The 13,318-nt window shown below is 73.2% G+C and carries 12 protein-coding genes and 1 pseudogene; 6 read left to right on the forward strand and 7 right to left on the reverse strand.

The window, feature by feature from the left end:
* Nucleotides 1–11 precede the first annotated feature (11 nt).
* The gene (locus B5557_RS41790; protein ID WP_079664407.1) at nt 12–449 is read right to left on the reverse strand and encodes a MarR family winged helix-turn-helix transcriptional regulator; all 438 of its coding nucleotides are present in this window, start codon (nt 447–449) and stop codon (nt 12–14) included.
* A 215-nt stretch (nt 450–664) separates the two neighbouring features.
* On the opposite strand from B5557_RS41790, the gene B5557_RS41795 reads away from it, so the two are divergent.
* Nucleotides 665–1,516, forward strand: a complete 852-nt coding sequence (locus B5557_RS41795) for a putative protein N(5)-glutamine methyltransferase (RefSeq protein ID WP_079664408.1) — start codon at nt 665–667, stop codon at nt 1,514–1,516.
* On the opposite strand, the gene B5557_RS41800 is transcribed toward B5557_RS41795, so the two are convergent.
* Both B5557_RS41800 and B5557_RS41805 read right to left on the reverse strand, forming a co-directional pair.
* The gene (locus tag B5557_RS41800) at nt 1,509–2,204 is read right to left on the reverse strand and encodes a hypothetical protein (RefSeq protein WP_079664409.1); all 696 of its coding nucleotides are present in this window, start codon (nt 2,202–2,204) and stop codon (nt 1,509–1,511) included. The two genes, B5557_RS41795 and B5557_RS41800, sit on opposite strands and share 8 nt — an antisense overlap.
* Before the next feature lie 117 nt (nt 2,205–2,321).
* Nucleotides 2,322–4,388 carry a SpoIIE family protein phosphatase gene (locus B5557_RS41805; RefSeq protein WP_079664410.1) on the reverse strand — a complete coding sequence of 689 codons (2,067 nt, stop codon included), beginning with the start codon at nt 4,386–4,388 and terminating at the stop codon, nt 2,322–2,324.
* A 244-nt stretch (nt 4,389–4,632) separates the two neighbouring features.
* Between B5557_RS41805 and B5557_RS41810 the strand changes: the two genes are divergently transcribed.
* From B5557_RS41810 to B5557_RS41825, 4 genes are all read left to right on the forward strand, one after another.
* The gene (locus tag B5557_RS41810) at nt 4,633–5,535 is read left to right on the forward strand and encodes a hypothetical protein (RefSeq protein WP_079664411.1); all 903 of its coding nucleotides are present in this window, start codon (nt 4,633–4,635) and stop codon (nt 5,533–5,535) included.
* Between the two features lie 164 nt (nt 5,536–5,699).
* Nucleotides 5,700–6,068 (forward strand): hypothetical protein, encoded by a 369-nt coding sequence (locus B5557_RS41815; protein ID WP_079664412.1) that lies wholly within the window; start codon nt 5,700–5,702, stop codon nt 6,066–6,068.
* A gap of 121 nt (nt 6,069–6,189) precedes the next feature.
* Nucleotides 6,190–8,205 carry an oxidoreductase gene (locus tag B5557_RS41820; protein ID WP_079664413.1) on the forward strand — a complete coding sequence of 672 codons (2,016 nt, stop codon included), beginning with the start codon at nt 6,190–6,192 and terminating at the stop codon, nt 8,203–8,205.
* Nucleotides 8,206–8,271: 66 nt separating this feature from the next.
* Nucleotides 8,272–8,904 carry a PadR family transcriptional regulator gene (locus B5557_RS41825; RefSeq protein ID WP_231976165.1) on the forward strand — a complete coding sequence of 211 codons (633 nt, stop codon included), beginning with the start codon at nt 8,272–8,274 and terminating at the stop codon, nt 8,902–8,904.
* A gap of 17 nt (nt 8,905–8,921) precedes the next feature.
* On the opposite strand, the gene B5557_RS41830 is transcribed toward B5557_RS41825, so the two are convergent.
* Nucleotides 8,922–9,461 (reverse strand): hypothetical protein, encoded by a 540-nt coding sequence (locus B5557_RS41830; RefSeq protein ID WP_079664414.1) that lies wholly within the window; start codon nt 9,459–9,461, stop codon nt 8,922–8,924.
* 168 nt (nt 9,462–9,629) lie between these two features.
* Nucleotides 9,630–10,604 carry a fibronectin type III domain-containing protein gene (locus B5557_RS41835; protein WP_079664415.1) on the reverse strand — a complete coding sequence of 325 codons (975 nt, stop codon included), beginning with the start codon at nt 10,602–10,604 and terminating at the stop codon, nt 9,630–9,632.
* 455 nt (nt 10,605–11,059) lie between these two features.
* On the opposite strand from B5557_RS41835, the pseudogene B5557_RS41840 reads away from it, so the two are divergent.
* Nucleotides 11,060–11,764: pseudogene (locus B5557_RS41840) on the forward strand (glycoside hydrolase family 75 protein); the annotation flags it as partial.
* A gap of 526 nt (nt 11,765–12,290) precedes the next feature.
* Here B5557_RS41840 and dhaM read toward each other — a convergent pair.
* Together dhaM and dhaL are read right to left on the reverse strand one after the other, a co-directional pair.
* Nucleotides 12,291–12,701 (reverse strand): dihydroxyacetone kinase phosphoryl donor subunit DhaM, encoded by a 411-nt coding sequence (dhaM, locus tag B5557_RS41850; RefSeq protein ID WP_079664417.1) that lies wholly within the window; start codon nt 12,699–12,701, stop codon nt 12,291–12,293.
* The gene (gene dhaL, locus B5557_RS41855; protein ID WP_079664418.1) at nt 12,698–13,312 is read right to left on the reverse strand and encodes a dihydroxyacetone kinase subunit DhaL; all 615 of its coding nucleotides are present in this window, start codon (nt 13,310–13,312) and stop codon (nt 12,698–12,700) included. Before dhaL ends, dhaM begins: the two co-directional genes overlap by 4 nt.
* Between the last annotated feature and the right edge of the window lie 6 nt (nt 13,313–13,318).

The following is a 13,318-nucleotide window of genomic DNA, read 5'->3' on the forward strand; positions in this document are numbered from 1 at the left end:
GAGGAGAAGGGTTACGGGCCTGTGGTGGGGCCGGTCCATGCGTTGTACCGCGTCAGGTACTCCGCGAAGCGGGCCAGATCCTCCGGCGGCCACTGCGCCAGACGTTCACGGAAGGCCGTGCGGCGGCTTTCGGTGACCTGGGCGAGGATGTGGCGGCCGGCGTCGGTGAGGTGGAGTACCTGGACGCGGTGGTCCTCGGGGTCCTGGCGCCGTTCGATCAGAGCGGCGCGCTCCAGGGCGGCGACCTGGCGGCTCACCGTGGACTTGTCCAGGGCGTAGTGCGCGGCGAGGTCGGTGGCCCGGCAGCCGCCGCTCTCCTCCAGGTGGCCGAGCAGCGTGTACGACACCAGCGACAGCTCGGGGTGCAGCCGGCCCGCCGAGGCGCGGGCCCGCCGGGCGAAGACCGTCATCTCCCGCTGGATCGTCTCCACGGCCTCGGCTGCTTCCACCGGCTCTCCCTCACTCTCCTGGTTGCATAGTACAACCGGAGCTGCTGGGGTAGGGTGGCCGTCCGGCTGCGGATGCTCCCAGTCGTGCGAGGCCGAGGAGGTGAGACCCATTACCGCTGTGTCAGGTCGGGTGCTCTCACCTCGAGTCGGCGTGGATCGCCGCCCGTAGGCGACCGCGAGAGCGCCCTTCGGCTTCCGAAAGGCTCTTCGGCTCCATGCCCCCTTCTTCTTCTGCTGCTGCTTCGCCCTCCCCTTTCTCCTCCTCTCCTTCAGAGCGTCAGCCGGCGCCCCCTTCCTCGGTCCGTGACGGCCTTGTCGCCGTTCTGCGGGCCGCTGGTTGCGTCTTCGCCGAGGACGAGGCCGAGTTGATCCTCACCGCGGCCCGGACCCTGGACGAGGCCGCCGCCATGGCGGAGCGCCGTGCATCGGGTCTGCCCCTCGAACACGTCGTGGGCTGGGCCGAGTTCCACGGCCGGCGCATCATCGTCGAGACGGGCGTCTTCGTGCCCCGCCGCCGCACCGAGTTCCTCGTCGACCAGGCCCTTGCCACGGCGCCGCACGCCTGCGTCGTCGTCGACCTGTGCTGCGGCTCGGGCGCGGTCGGCGCCGCCCTCGCCGCCTCCCTGGACCAGGTCGAGCTGCACGCCGCCGACATCGACCCGGCGGCCGTGCGCTGTGCGCGGCGCAACGTCGCCGGGCACGGCGGACACGTCTACACCGGCGACCTGTTCGAGGCGCTGCCCGCCCGACTCCGCGGCCGCGTCGACATCCTTGCCGCCAACGTGCCGTACGTCCCCACCGGCGAGGTCCCGCTGCTGCCGGTGGAGGCTCGTGAGCACGAGCCGCTCACCGCTCTCGACGGCGGCGGCGACGGGCTGGACGTGCTGCGCCGGGTGGCCGCCGAGGCGCCACAGTGGCTCGCCCCCGGCGGCTGCCTCCTCATCGAGACCAGTGAGCTGCAGGCCCCGGCCGCCGTCGAGGCGTTCACCGACGCCGGCCTGGCGGTGCGTCTGGCGCAGGACGAGGAGCTGTACGCCCACGTGGTCGTCGGCACCAGGGTCAGGTAGCGGCGCCGCTGCCCGTGGGGCTGGGGGAGCGGTCGGCGCCGCGGTCCCACGGGCCGTGCCCCGGGAAGCCGCCGCGCCGGCTGCCCGGGCCATGGTCGTCGAAGGCGCCCGACAGGACGCGGTCGGCCGTGTTGGTGTCGCCGGAACGGGACCCGACGACGTACACCGTGTCACCCTTCTTCAGCGAGCCTGCCCCGGAGCTGGAGCCGCCGCCGGACCGGACGGAGGTGTCCGAAGGCACCGTCCACGTCCACGACGTGCCGTCCTCGCTCTTGACGGTGACCCGGTCGTCGTTCACCTTCTGCACCGTGCCCCGCTGCCATATGCGGACGACCCACTTGCCGGTGTCGGGGTCCTTGACGGTCGCCTCACCGTGCACCGCGTCGCCGCCCATGCCGAACCACGGGCCACCGTGACCGTGCCGTCCGCCGGGGCCCTCGGAGGAGGAGGCGGAGGGTGACGCGGAGGGTGAGCCGCCGTCCGAGCCGTTCGTCGCCGCGTACGCCACGGTGCCGCCGAGCGCCAGAACGGCGACGGTCGTGGCCGCGATCACCGCCCGCCCGCGGGCGGACCGCGGCTGCCACAGTGCGCGCAGGTGGGCGTGTTCGCGTTCCTCGTCGACCGGTCCCGACAGCAGTTCGACCTCGTGCGGCTCTTCCGGCCCTTCCGGCTTCTGCGGCTCCTGCATCACGGCTCACTCTCCTCGGCCACGACGGCGGCACCACTGCCACGCCTCACTGTGATTGTCCGAGGTGCCCGATAAGGAACCGGTAACAGCAGCCTGTGAATCGCGGCGAAGGGCCGGCTAGGCGGTCGACCGCGCCCGTGCCACCAGCAGTGCCACGTCGTCGTGGTTGTCGGGATGGTGCAGCGCGCTCAGCAGCAGGTCGCACAACTCCTCCAGGGGGCGCGCGGGGTCGTCGAGCAGCGCCAGCAGCGCCTCCAGACGCTCGTCGAGGGAGTGCACGCGGGTCTCGACGAGCCCGTCCGTGTACAGCACGAGCTGGTCGCCGGGCGCGAAGTCGACGTCGGTCGTGGAGAACGCCACCCCGCCCACGCCCAGCGGCGCCCCGGTGGGCAGGTCCAGCAGCTCCGGCGGCCGGCCCGGCCGCACCCGGGCGGGCGGCAGATGTCCCGCGTTGGCGATCCGGCACTGCCCGAGTCGGGGGTCGTGGACGGCGTACACGCAGGTGGCGATGGAGTGGTCCAGGCCCTGGGTGATCCGGTCGAGGTGCTCGAGGAGGACCGCCGGGTCCAGGTCGAGGGAGGCCAGCGTGGTCGTCGCGGTGCGCAGCCGGCCCATCGTCGCGGCGGCGTCGATGCCGCTGCCCATGACGTCGCCGACGACGAGCGCCGTCTTGCCGTCCGGCAGCGGGATGACGTCGAACCAGTCGCCGCCGACCTCGGTGGTGGCCCCGGCGGGCTGGTAGCGGGAGGCGACCTCCAGGCCGCCGGTGACGGCCGGATGACTCGGCAGCAGACTGCGCTGCAGGGTGAGCGCGGTGGTGCGGGCGTTCTGGTACCAGCGGGCGTTGTCGATCTGCACGGCGGCGCGCGCGGCCAGTTCGCGGGCGAGCAGCAGGTCGTCCCGGCCGAAGGGGAGCGGATGGTGGATCCGCTTCAGGTCGAGGGCGCCGAGCACCTCGCCCCGCGCGATGAGCGGCACGGCCAGATAGGAGTGGACACCCGCCCGGGCCAGCAGCTCGGCCGACTCGGGGGAGCGGGCGATGCGCGTGAGGTCCTCGTCCTTGACCTGCGCGACCATGACCGGCCGGCCGGTGCGCACGCACTCCGTGATGAGCCGCTGCGGCCCGTAGCGGGCGACCTGGCCGGGCGGGTCGGAGGCCTGTAGGGCGTCGGGCGCGTTGTACACCCGGACGGCCAGGGCGCGGATCACCGCGTCCTCCGCGGGGCCGAGGCTGGTGCGCCGGCCCGCAACCACGGCGTCGAGCAGTTCCACCGCGGCCACGTCCGCCAGCTCCGGAACGGCCACGTCGGCCAGTTCGCGGGCGGTGCGCTCCAGGTCCAGGGTGGTACCGATCCGGGCCGAGGCGTCCGCGGTCAGCGCCAGCCGGCGGCGCGCCGACTCCGCCTCGACGGCCGCCCGGTGCCGGTCGGTGACGTCGACGACCGAGGCGGCCACGCCCAGCACGGTGCCGCGGGCGTCCTCCAGGCGGTAGAGGGAGACCGACCAGGCGTGGTCCTCGTCCGGGTCGGCGGGGGTGCGGCCGACCGTGAACCGGTCGACGAGCGGCTTCCCGGTCCGCAGCACCTGGCGCGCCGCGGACTCCAGGAGCTCCGCGTCCACCCGGGGCAGCACCTCGGGGATTGTCCGCCCCAGGTGGTCCTCGGCGGGCACACCGTTGAGCCGTTCCATCGCGGAGTTGACCGAGACGTACCGCAGGTCGGTGTCCAGGACGGCGAGGCCGTTGGGGGACTGTTCGACCATCCGCGTGGACAGGGCGACGTCCCGCTCCAGCCGGCGCACCGTCGTGCGGTCGGCGGCGAGGCCCAGGGCGTACACGTTGCCCCGGTCGTCCATGAGCCGCATGTTGCGGAACTCCACCAACCGGGTGGTGCCGTCCTTGCGCCGGATGGGGAACGCCCCCGCCCAGCTCCGGCCGGTGGCCATGACGTCCGCGAACAGTTTCACCACCAGGTCGACGTGCTGCTCGTTGACCATCACCCGGGCCGCGTAGCGCCCCAGCGCCTCCTGCGCCGAGTAGCCGAACAGCTCTTCGGCCTGCGGACTCCACAGCGCGATACGGCCTTCGGTGTCGAGTACCACCGAGGCCACGTTCAGCACGTCCAGCAGCCCGCTGGGGCCTGTCGGGCCGCCACCCTCGGCCGCGGACGATCCGCCTGCACTCATGCCACGCACCGCCTCCGGACATCGACGCGGCACGCCGTCCCCCGTGCCGACTCCCCCTGTTCTACCGCGCTCAACCCTTTTCTCCCACGCCTTGAGGGCCCTTCCCCATGCTCCTCCAGTACGGCTTCGCGCGCCGTTCTCCTCAGGGTCCGCCCCTGTCCATCGTATTGGTCTGTACATGACTACGATGCCGGGCCAGACTGTCCGCCGAGCGCGCCCCACCCCCCCGTTGCCGAGGAGACCCATGCCCCTGCGCCCTGCCCGCCTGCGCCGTCCCCTGTCCAGGACCGCCCGTACCGCCCGCGCCGCCTTCCTCGCGCTGGCCGTCGCCACGGTCACCGCCCTCTCCGCGGCCCCGCCCGCAGCGGCCGCCGACACCTGGACCGAGGTCGGCTCCGACCGCGCCGACCCGCTGACCGAGAGTCAGGGACTGGCCTCGGTCGAGACCCCGGCGAACAGCGCCAACCGCTACACCGGCATCGGCACCATCCCGTTCTCCGTCTCCACGCGGGGCTGGAACCACGTCGGCGACCCGGACGCCTCCTACGACGGCTACTACGTCGAGCCGTACCAGAGCGACTCGGGCACCTCGAAGATGTACCGGGTGCAGGCGCCGGGCGGCGCCTGGTCGGAGTACGTCCACGCGCTCGGCTCGGGCGAGGCCCTCAACAACTCCTGGGTGGCGATCACCCCGGACAGCAAGTGGATGTTGTCGGGCGAGTGGGGCACCATGACCCGGTTCCTCGTCTTCCCGACGCCCGGCGCCAACGCCGCCACCTCGCCCTCGGCGAACCTGCCACAGGTGTCCACCGTCCGCCTCGACCACGCCGTCCGCGACGTCCAGGGCTGCGACTTCACCGGCCCGACCACCCTGCTGTGCTCCTCCGACGACCCGTCCGGCACCCTCTTCGGCATCACCAAGCCGCTCCTGCGGATCGACCTGTCCGCCGAGCCGAACGGCACGGCCGACGTCACCGGTCATGTGACGGCCCTGCGCCAGCTGCCGCTGCGCAGCTCCTGCTCCGGCACGTTCGAGGCCGAGGGCGTCGACTATGACCGCCGCAGCGGCACCCTGCGCGTGATCGTCGTCTCGCCCGGCTTCTGCGTGCTGACCGACAGCAAGACGTACCGCTTCACGCGGAGCTGAGCCCGGCGCGCGGCCGAGAGGCCGCGCGCCGACCCCGGCCGGGCGGGCAGTGCGGGCGGCTGCCGTCGCTGGTCCCGCTCGGAAAGTGGTGCTTTTCTGGGGATGTGGCGCGGTTCGCGGGGAACCCGCACTGCCGCGCCACCGCCACGAGAGGAGCGATCACGATGGATCGCGAACGATCGCACGAGGAGTCCGTCTCCGTCGAGATCAGCGGATGCAACAAGGAAGACGCCCGGATCGTGTTCGACACGCTCAACGAGTGCTTCGAGTCGGACCGCGGCCCCGACGAGGTGCCGCAGCAACTGCACGAGACCCGCCCGATGGTGTGGCTCGGCACCTTCGAGGTCACCGAGGCGCACGACTGCGCCCGCCCGGCCCGGCTCTCGTCCTCCGTCGAGGCCGACGCGCAGGGCAGTTACTGGGCGATCGAGCGGCTCCGTTCGACGCTGGACTCGGTGTTCGCGGTACGCGACCTCTCCTCGGCCTCCGGGGACCAGGAGCGCGAGCTGCACGTACTGCTCGAAAGCCGGTGAGGCGGTGAGGCGGTGACCTGCGGCACATGAGCCGGAGTCTATTGTGCAACTAGTTGCATAAACCGTGTGCGGTCCTCTAGAACTGGAGGAACTACCGCCGCGCACGGAGGCCTGCCCCGCCATGAGCCGTTACCCGCACCTGCTGAGCCCGCTCGATCTGGGCTTCACCACGCTGCCCAACCGCGTCCTGATGGGCTCGATGCACGTCGGCCTGGAGGAGGCCGAGCGCGGCTTCGAACGCATGGCCGCCTTCTATGCAGCCCGCGCCCGCGGGGGAGTGGGCCTCATCGTCACCGGCGGCATCGCCCCCAACGACGAGGGACGGCCGTCCGAGGGCGGCGCCAAGCTCACCACGGACGCGGAGGCCGACCAGCACCGGCAGATCACCGACGCCGTGCACCGCGAGGGCGGCCGCATCGCGATGCAGATCCTGCACTTCGGCCGCTACGCCTACCACCGTGACCTGGTCGCCCCGAGCCCCCTCCAGGCCCCCATCAGCCCCTTCCCGCCCCGCGAGCTCACCGACGCCGACGTCGAACGGACGATCGACGACTATGCCCGCGCCGCCCGCCTCGCCCGGCAGGCCGGCTACGACGGCGTCGAGATCATGGGCTCCGAGGGTTATCTCATCAACGAGTTCATCGCCGCGCACACCAACCAACGCACCGACCGCTGGGGCGGTGCGTACGAGAACCGGATGCGGTTCCCCGTCGAGATCGTCCGCAGGGTGCGCGAGGCGGTCGGCGAGGACTTCATCGTCGTCTACCGGCTGTCCATGCTGGACCTGGTGCCCGGCGGCTCCACCCTCGACGAGGTCGTCACCCTCGCCCGGGCCGTCGAGGCGGCCGGCGCGACCATCATCAACACCGGCATCGGCTGGCACGAGGCCCGCATCCCCACCATCGCGACCTCCGTGCCGCGCGGCGCCTACACCTGGGTCACGAAGAAGCTGATGGGCGCGGTGAGCATCCCGCTCGTCACCACCAACCGCATCAACACCCCCGAGGTCGCCGAGGAGTTGCTCGCCGACGGCTGCGCGGACATGATCTCCATGGCCCGGCCGATGCTGGCCGACCCCGACTTCGTGAACAAGGCCGCCGCCGGCACGCCCGAGGCGATCAACACCTGCATCGGCTGCAACCAGGCCTGCCTCGACCACACCTTCAGCGGCAAGATCACCTCCTGCCTGGTCAACCCGCGCGCCTGCCACGAGACCGAGCTGGTCCTCGCCCCGACCCGGCTGCGCAAGCGCGTCGCGGTGGTGGGCGCGGGCCCGGCGGGCCTCGCCTGCGCGGTCAGCGCCGCAGAACGCGGTCATGCGGTGACGTTGTTCGACGCCGCGAGCGAGATCGGCGGCCAGCTCAACGTCGCCCGCAAGGTCCCGGGCAAGCAGGAGTTCGACGAGACGCTGCGCTACTTCCGCCACCAGCTCGACGCGCACGGCGTGGACGTACGCCTCGACACCCCTGTGACGGCAGGCGACGTGGAGTCCTACGACGAGGTCGTCGTCGCCACCGGCGTCAGCCCCCGCACCCCCGACATCCCCGGCGTCGACCACCCGAGCGTCGTCGGCTACCTCGACGTCCTGCGCGACGGCGCTCCCGTCGGCGACCGCGTCGCGATCCTCGGCGCGGGCGGCATCGGCTTCGACGTCGCCGAGTTCCTCACCGACGGCGGCGACAAGGCGAGCGAGGACCCGGCGACGTACTTCCGCCAGTGGGGCGTCGACATGGACTACCGGGCCCCCGGCGGTCTCGTCGCCCCCGAGCGCCCCGCTCCGCCGCGCACCGTCCACCTGCTCCAGCGCAAGACGACCAAGGTCGGCGCGGGTCTCGGCAAGACCACCGGCTGGATCCACCGCACCGAGCTCAAGCACCGCGGCGTCACCATGGTCCCGGGTGTGCGCTACGACCGGATCGACGACGCGGGACTGCATGTCACCGTCAGCGAGCAGAGCACGGTCCTGGAGGTCGACACCATCGTGCTGTGCACCGGCCAGGACCCGCGCCGGGACCTGTACGAGGCGCTGATCGCCGCAGGCGTCAGCGCGCACCTCATCGGCGGCGCCGACGTCGCCGCCGAACTGGACGCCAAGCGCGCCATCCAGCAGGGCACCGAGCTGGCGGCGGCGCTGTAATGAGGCGGCCGGCGGGAGGCGGCTGTGGGGACGCGGGCCGTTCGGGCGCGTCCCTAGGATGACCACATGTCACTCCCGCACGCGATCCTCACCGCCCTGCTCGAGAGGCCCTCGTCCGGGCTGGATCTGACCCGCCGCTTCGACAAGTCGATCGGCTACTTCTGGTCGGCGACGCACCAGCAGATCTACCGCGAGCTGGGAAAGCTGGAGGCCGAGGGCCACATCAGGGCGCTGCCCACCGAGCAGCCGGCCCGCGGGCAGAAGAAGGCCTACGAGGTCCTGCCCGCGGGCCGCGCCGAACTCGCGCGGTGGACGGCGGCCACCCAGGACCCGAAGCCGCACCGAGACGCCCTGCTGCTGCGGCTGCGTGCCGCTGCCGTCGTCGGCACCGCGGGCCTGGAGGCCGACCTGCGCCGCCATCTCGAGCTGCACCGGCGGCAGTTGACCGAGTACGAGGAGATCGAGAAGCGCGACTTCCCGCCCGGCCCGGGCAGCGCCCAGGCCAGGCTCCAGCACCTGGTCCTGCGTGCGGGCATCGAACTCGAGACCTTCTGGACCCAGTGGCTCACCGAGGCCCTCCAGGAGCTGCCCGCCGCGGAGGAAACAGCGGCCCAGGACCAGGACAGGAACCCGGACGAGGAGCCGGACGAGGAGCCGGACCAAGACAAGGACCAGGGCGGATCGCCTCGGAGCCGGTAGAGCCGGAGCCGCCGGCGCTAGAGCCGGTAGGGCTTCGAGCGGCGGCGCAGGAACCAGGCCAGCGCGATGACGCCGCCGCCCACCAGCGCGCCGCCCACCCCCATGGTGACGGGACCGTAGTCGCGGGCCGCGCCACCGAGGCCGCCCATGACCCCGCGCGATGGCGAGGCGGTCGCGGAGATCGTCGGGGCGGACGGGGCCGAGACGATCACGGACTGGGTGCCCGCGGTGATGCCGCTGGAGCACATGACGACGACGGTGTACGTGCCCGGGGAGACGCCGGACCAGGCGGCGGACTGGCTTGCCGTCGTGCCGGACAGCGCCACCTGACGTCCCTGGGCGAAGCTCGCCTGGCTGCTGGTGAGCAGCGCGGCCGTGCCCCAGCTCCCGTTGAGCTGGGTGCAGGCGCTGGTCACCACCGAGACCGTGGAGCCGGTCGTACTGACGGAGATGCCCGAAACCCGGGCGACGGCCGGCCCGGGGGCCAGGGCGAGGGGGAGCGCGGCGGCGGCTGCCATGGTCGGTCCTGAGCGGGCGAGAAGGCGGGAAACGCGCATCGGATGTCCTCCGGCGGCGGCACGGTTGGCGGTACATCCCTTGCGCCGCCGAGGGTCGGGTACGCCCGTGCTGCCTCAGAGGCAGCCAACGGGCCCCGGGCCCGCCCCGCATCCGGACCGCCCCCGGGCAGGTGACGGATTCCTTCATACGGCCCATGCGTCAGGCTCTCAGCGGGGCTCGCCCGTCGTCACCGTCCGCTCCGTCGCGAACGCGCCCCAGGTGCCGTCCGGCAGCCGCGCCCGCAGCCGCACCCGGTGACCGATCCCCGCCTCCCGCCCCGCGTAGAAGCTGTACGTGGCCTTCCCGCGTGGCGGGGTCCCGCCCCACACCAGCGAGGTGGCCGGCTGCCCGTCGAGCACGATCTGGTACTCCGTCACCACACCGTCCACGCGGGGTGACGTCCAGGACAGGTCGATGTAGTACGCGCCGTCGGCGAGACGGGTGCTCGCCCGGAAGCCGGCCGGCGCGGTGTCCGCCCCCTCGTCATCGCCCGGCGCGGTGGTGAGGCGCACGGGTGGACCGGGGGCCGAGACGTTGTCGGCCGCGTCCCGCGCCCGGACGGTGAACGCGTAGCGTGTGCCCGGCCGCAGCCCCGTGACAACGGTCGCCGTCTGGGCCCCGCCGACACTGTGGATCTTCGTGCCGCCCTGGTAGACGTCGTAGGACACCACCTTCCGGTCGTCCGTGGAGGCTGTCCAGGACAGCTGGACGGCCCGGCTCCCGGCGGCCCGGCCCGTCACCGCTCGGGGCCGGGTCGGGGCCGAGCGGTCCGCCGCGGTGGAGGCAGGGGTCGTGGCGCGCGCCTCCCGGCCGGCCGGACCGAGCCGCCCCTCGACGTCGCGGGCCCGCACGGTGAAGACGTACGCGGTGGACGGTGCGAGGCGGACGACGTCCAGCATGTGCGCGGAGCCGGGCACGTCCCCGACCTTGGTGTGGCCCCGGTACACCTCGTAGCCGCTGACCGGGGGGTTCGCGACGACCGTGTTCCACATGACGTGCACACTCGTCGCGCTCCCGGCCCGCGCGGTGACCCCCGTCGGGGCGCCGGGCGCCCGTCCGTCGTCACCTCCACCGCCCGTGCACCCGCACGACAGGGCCGCCACCAGCCCGCACCCCACCAGCCACAGCACAACGCGTCGCACGGCTTCGCCTCCCGGCCCGGCACGGCGGCAATGGTCCGGACCAATATGGCGTGGCGGTGCGAGCACATCAAGAGGGCGGGAGCCTCGGTGCGGGACGCCGTTGGTGAGCGCTTCCGGAGGTTACGTATGCTGAAGTTCCTTGCGGCTGAACTCTCCCTGAGGGCTGATGAGTTCATGCCCGTGGCGCGGACCGCTGTCGTCGCAGATCCCGCGCCGGCAAAGTGGCCGGGGGCCCGGGGCCGAGACGGCGCCTGGGACCCCGGCCCCTGTTGCCCGCGCCCTACCGCTGTCGGCCCGTCAAAAACCGCACTTGTACACCGCACCCGCACGCCGTGCGTGATCAGCCGTGCGCCGCCGGCCGTGCACCGTACGGCCCCCTCGAAGTGGCCTCGTGATGCGGTCGGCACCAGATTGTTCCGAGTGTCCGTCAATGTCCTACGAGAGGGTCCCGTATCGTGCGCGCCCAGTCGCTGACCCTGGCCGCGGCCGGCCTTGCCCTGCTGGCCCCGACCGCCCCCACCGCCGCCGCGCGCCCGTCCCCGGGTGCTGCCGGACCACCGGTGCTCCGGCAGGAAGGCGCCGTCCGCGCCGCCGACCTGCTGTCCCGGGTCCGCGACTGCGCTCCCGTCTCCCGCGGCCGCTACCGCACCGACGAGGGCACGCCCGCCACGATCCCGGTGTGCGGCACCGACGAGGCGGTGTTCTGGACGGCCGACATGGACATCGACTGCGACGGCCGCCCGGGCACGCAGTGCAACAGTGGCACCGACCCGCTGTTCTCCGACACCACGGCCTACCAGCAGTCCGACGGCCGCTATCTGAGCGCCGAGACGCTGCCCTACATCGTGGTGCCGGGGGTGAGCGACATCTGGAACCACCGGGACCACGGGGTGCGCGGGGGATCCGTCGCGGCCGTCGTCTACCGGGACCGGGTGCAGTACGCGGTCGTCGGCGACACGGGACCGCGCGAGATCATCGGCGAGGCGTCCTACGCCACCGCCAAGGCACTCGGCATCCGGCCCGACCCGCGCGGCGGCGGCACGCCTTCCGGCGTCACGTACATCGTCTTCAAGAACTCCCTGGCGACCCCCATCGAGAGCCACGCGTCCGCGGTGGCCGTGGGGGAGCGGCTGGCGCGGCTGTTCGTGCGGGGGGCGGCCGTGAACGAGGAGACGCCGACGCAGCCTCAGGAGCAGCCGGAAGCGTCGGAGGGCCTGGAGTGGCTGGCTGCGGCGCGAAGCGCGGCGGGGGCGGCGCCGACCGGTACGGCAGCCGTCCAAGGGGCGGTCGCCCAGAAGGAGTTGGCGAAGTCGCCGGAGCCGGAGGCGTCGCAGGCGTCGGCGGACGGCGAGGCTCAGGAGGGCTCGGAGGTTTCGGAATCCCCGCAGACCCCTGAGACCTCGCAGGGGCAGGAGCATGCAGGGGACCAGGAGGGCCCGGACGCCGCGTCCGCCGACGACGGGAGCGGGTAAGCGAAGGGGGCGGCCCGTCCGCGTCGAGCGTCCGAACGGTCGCCGCCGAGGCGGGCCGCCCGCCCGTCGGACCGCCGACCAGCCGCCGGCCCGCGCGCGGCCTGGCTCCCTACCTACGACGAGGCCGAGCCGGTCTTCGCCCGGGCCCTCGCCGGCCGGGCCGGGCTGCCGGCCGGCGATTTCCGGCCGGCCGTCCGGGCGGCGTCGGAGGGGGTCACACCTTCCGGTAGGTGTACGCCTCCGCGGCGGCCGCTGCCACCGCGTCGAGGTCGGCTCCCGTAGCCGCCGTCACCACCGCGGCCACCGCGCCCTCGACGAACGGGGCGTCCACCAGGCGAGCAGTGTCGGGGAGTTCGTCGCCCTCCGCGATCAGCGCCTTGACCGTGAGGACGGCGCTGCCGAGGTCGGTGAGGACCGCGACCCCGGCCCCCCGGTCCACCGAGGCGGCAGCAGCGGTGATCAGCTCGGCGCTCGTGCCCAGCTCGCCGCGCTCCGTACCACCCGCCGCGGCGACCGGCACGGCCGCGCCGCCGCCCGCCAGCCGCCGTGCCAGCTCGGCCACGGCCGAGGCCACCTCCGCGCTGTGCGACACCAGGACGATGCCGACCAGTTTCTCGTCACTCACCGCGCCTCACTCCCCGCACCGTCGGCTTCGACGAGGGCGGCGATGAGCAGCGCCGCCGAGGTCGCGCCCGGATCCTGGTGGCCGATGCTGCGTTCGCCGAGGTAGCTGGCCCGGCCCTTGCGGGCCTGCAGCGGTGTCGTCGCCTTTGCGCCCTGTTCGGCGGCGGTCCGGGCGGCGCGGAAGCCGTCGGAGAGGGCCTCCACGGCCGGCACCAGCGCATCGATCATGGTCTTGTCGCCGGGCGCGGCGCCGCCCAGCTGCATCACGGCCTCCACGCCCACCCGCAGTGCAGCGGTGAACTGCGCCTCGTCCACCTCGGCCGCGTCCCCGAGCGCCTTCCCGGTCCGGCGCAGCAGCGTGCCGTACAACGGCCCCGAGGCCCCGCCCACCGTCGAGATCAGTTGGCGTCCGGCGAGGACCAGCACGGCACCCGGAGTCTGGGGCGCCTCCTGCTCCAGCGCCGCGGTCAGCGCGGTGAAGCCGCGCCGCATGTTGCTGCCGTGATCGGCGTCCCCGATGGGCGAGTCGAGGGCCGTGAGCCGGTCCGCCTCGCGGTCGACGGCCGCGGCGGTCGCCGTCATCCAATGGCGGAAGAAGTCGGCGTCTAGCACTGGATC

Origin of the sequence: Streptomyces sp. 3214.6 (assembly GCF_900129855.1) — a bacterium.
Taxonomy (GTDB): Bacteria; Actinomycetota; Actinomycetes; order Streptomycetales; family Streptomycetaceae; genus Streptomyces; species Streptomyces soliscabiei.

Bases quoted from the DNA above. Each gene is read 5' to 3' on its own strand.
- B5557_RS41810 (WP_079664411.1), top strand. From the start codon at position 4,633: ATGCCCCTGCGCCCTGCCCGCCTGCGCCGTCCCCTGTCCAGGACCGCC.
- B5557_RS41795 (WP_079664408.1), top strand. From the start codon at position 665: ATGCCCCCTTCTTCTTCTGCTGCTGCTTCGCCCTCCCCTTTCTCCTCC.
- B5557_RS41805 (WP_079664410.1), bottom strand. From the start codon at position 4,388: ATGAGTGCAGGCGGATCGTCCGCGGCCGAGGGTGGCGGCCCGACAGGC.
- B5557_RS41815 (WP_079664412.1), top strand. From the start codon at position 5,700: ATGGATCGCGAACGATCGCACGAGGAGTCCGTCTCCGTCGAGATCAGC.
- B5557_RS41820 (WP_079664413.1), top strand. From the start codon at position 6,190: ATGAGCCGTTACCCGCACCTGCTGAGCCCGCTCGATCTGGGCTTCACC.
- B5557_RS41830 (WP_079664414.1), bottom strand. From the start codon at position 9,461: ATGCGCGTTTCCCGCCTTCTCGCCCGCTCAGGACCGACCATGGCAGCC.
- B5557_RS41825 (WP_231976165.1), top strand. From the start codon at position 8,272: ATGTCACTCCCGCACGCGATCCTCACCGCCCTGCTCGAGAGGCCCTCG.
- B5557_RS41800 (WP_079664409.1), bottom strand. From the start codon at position 2,204: ATGCAGGAGCCGCAGAAGCCGGAAGGGCCGGAAGAGCCGCACGAGGTC.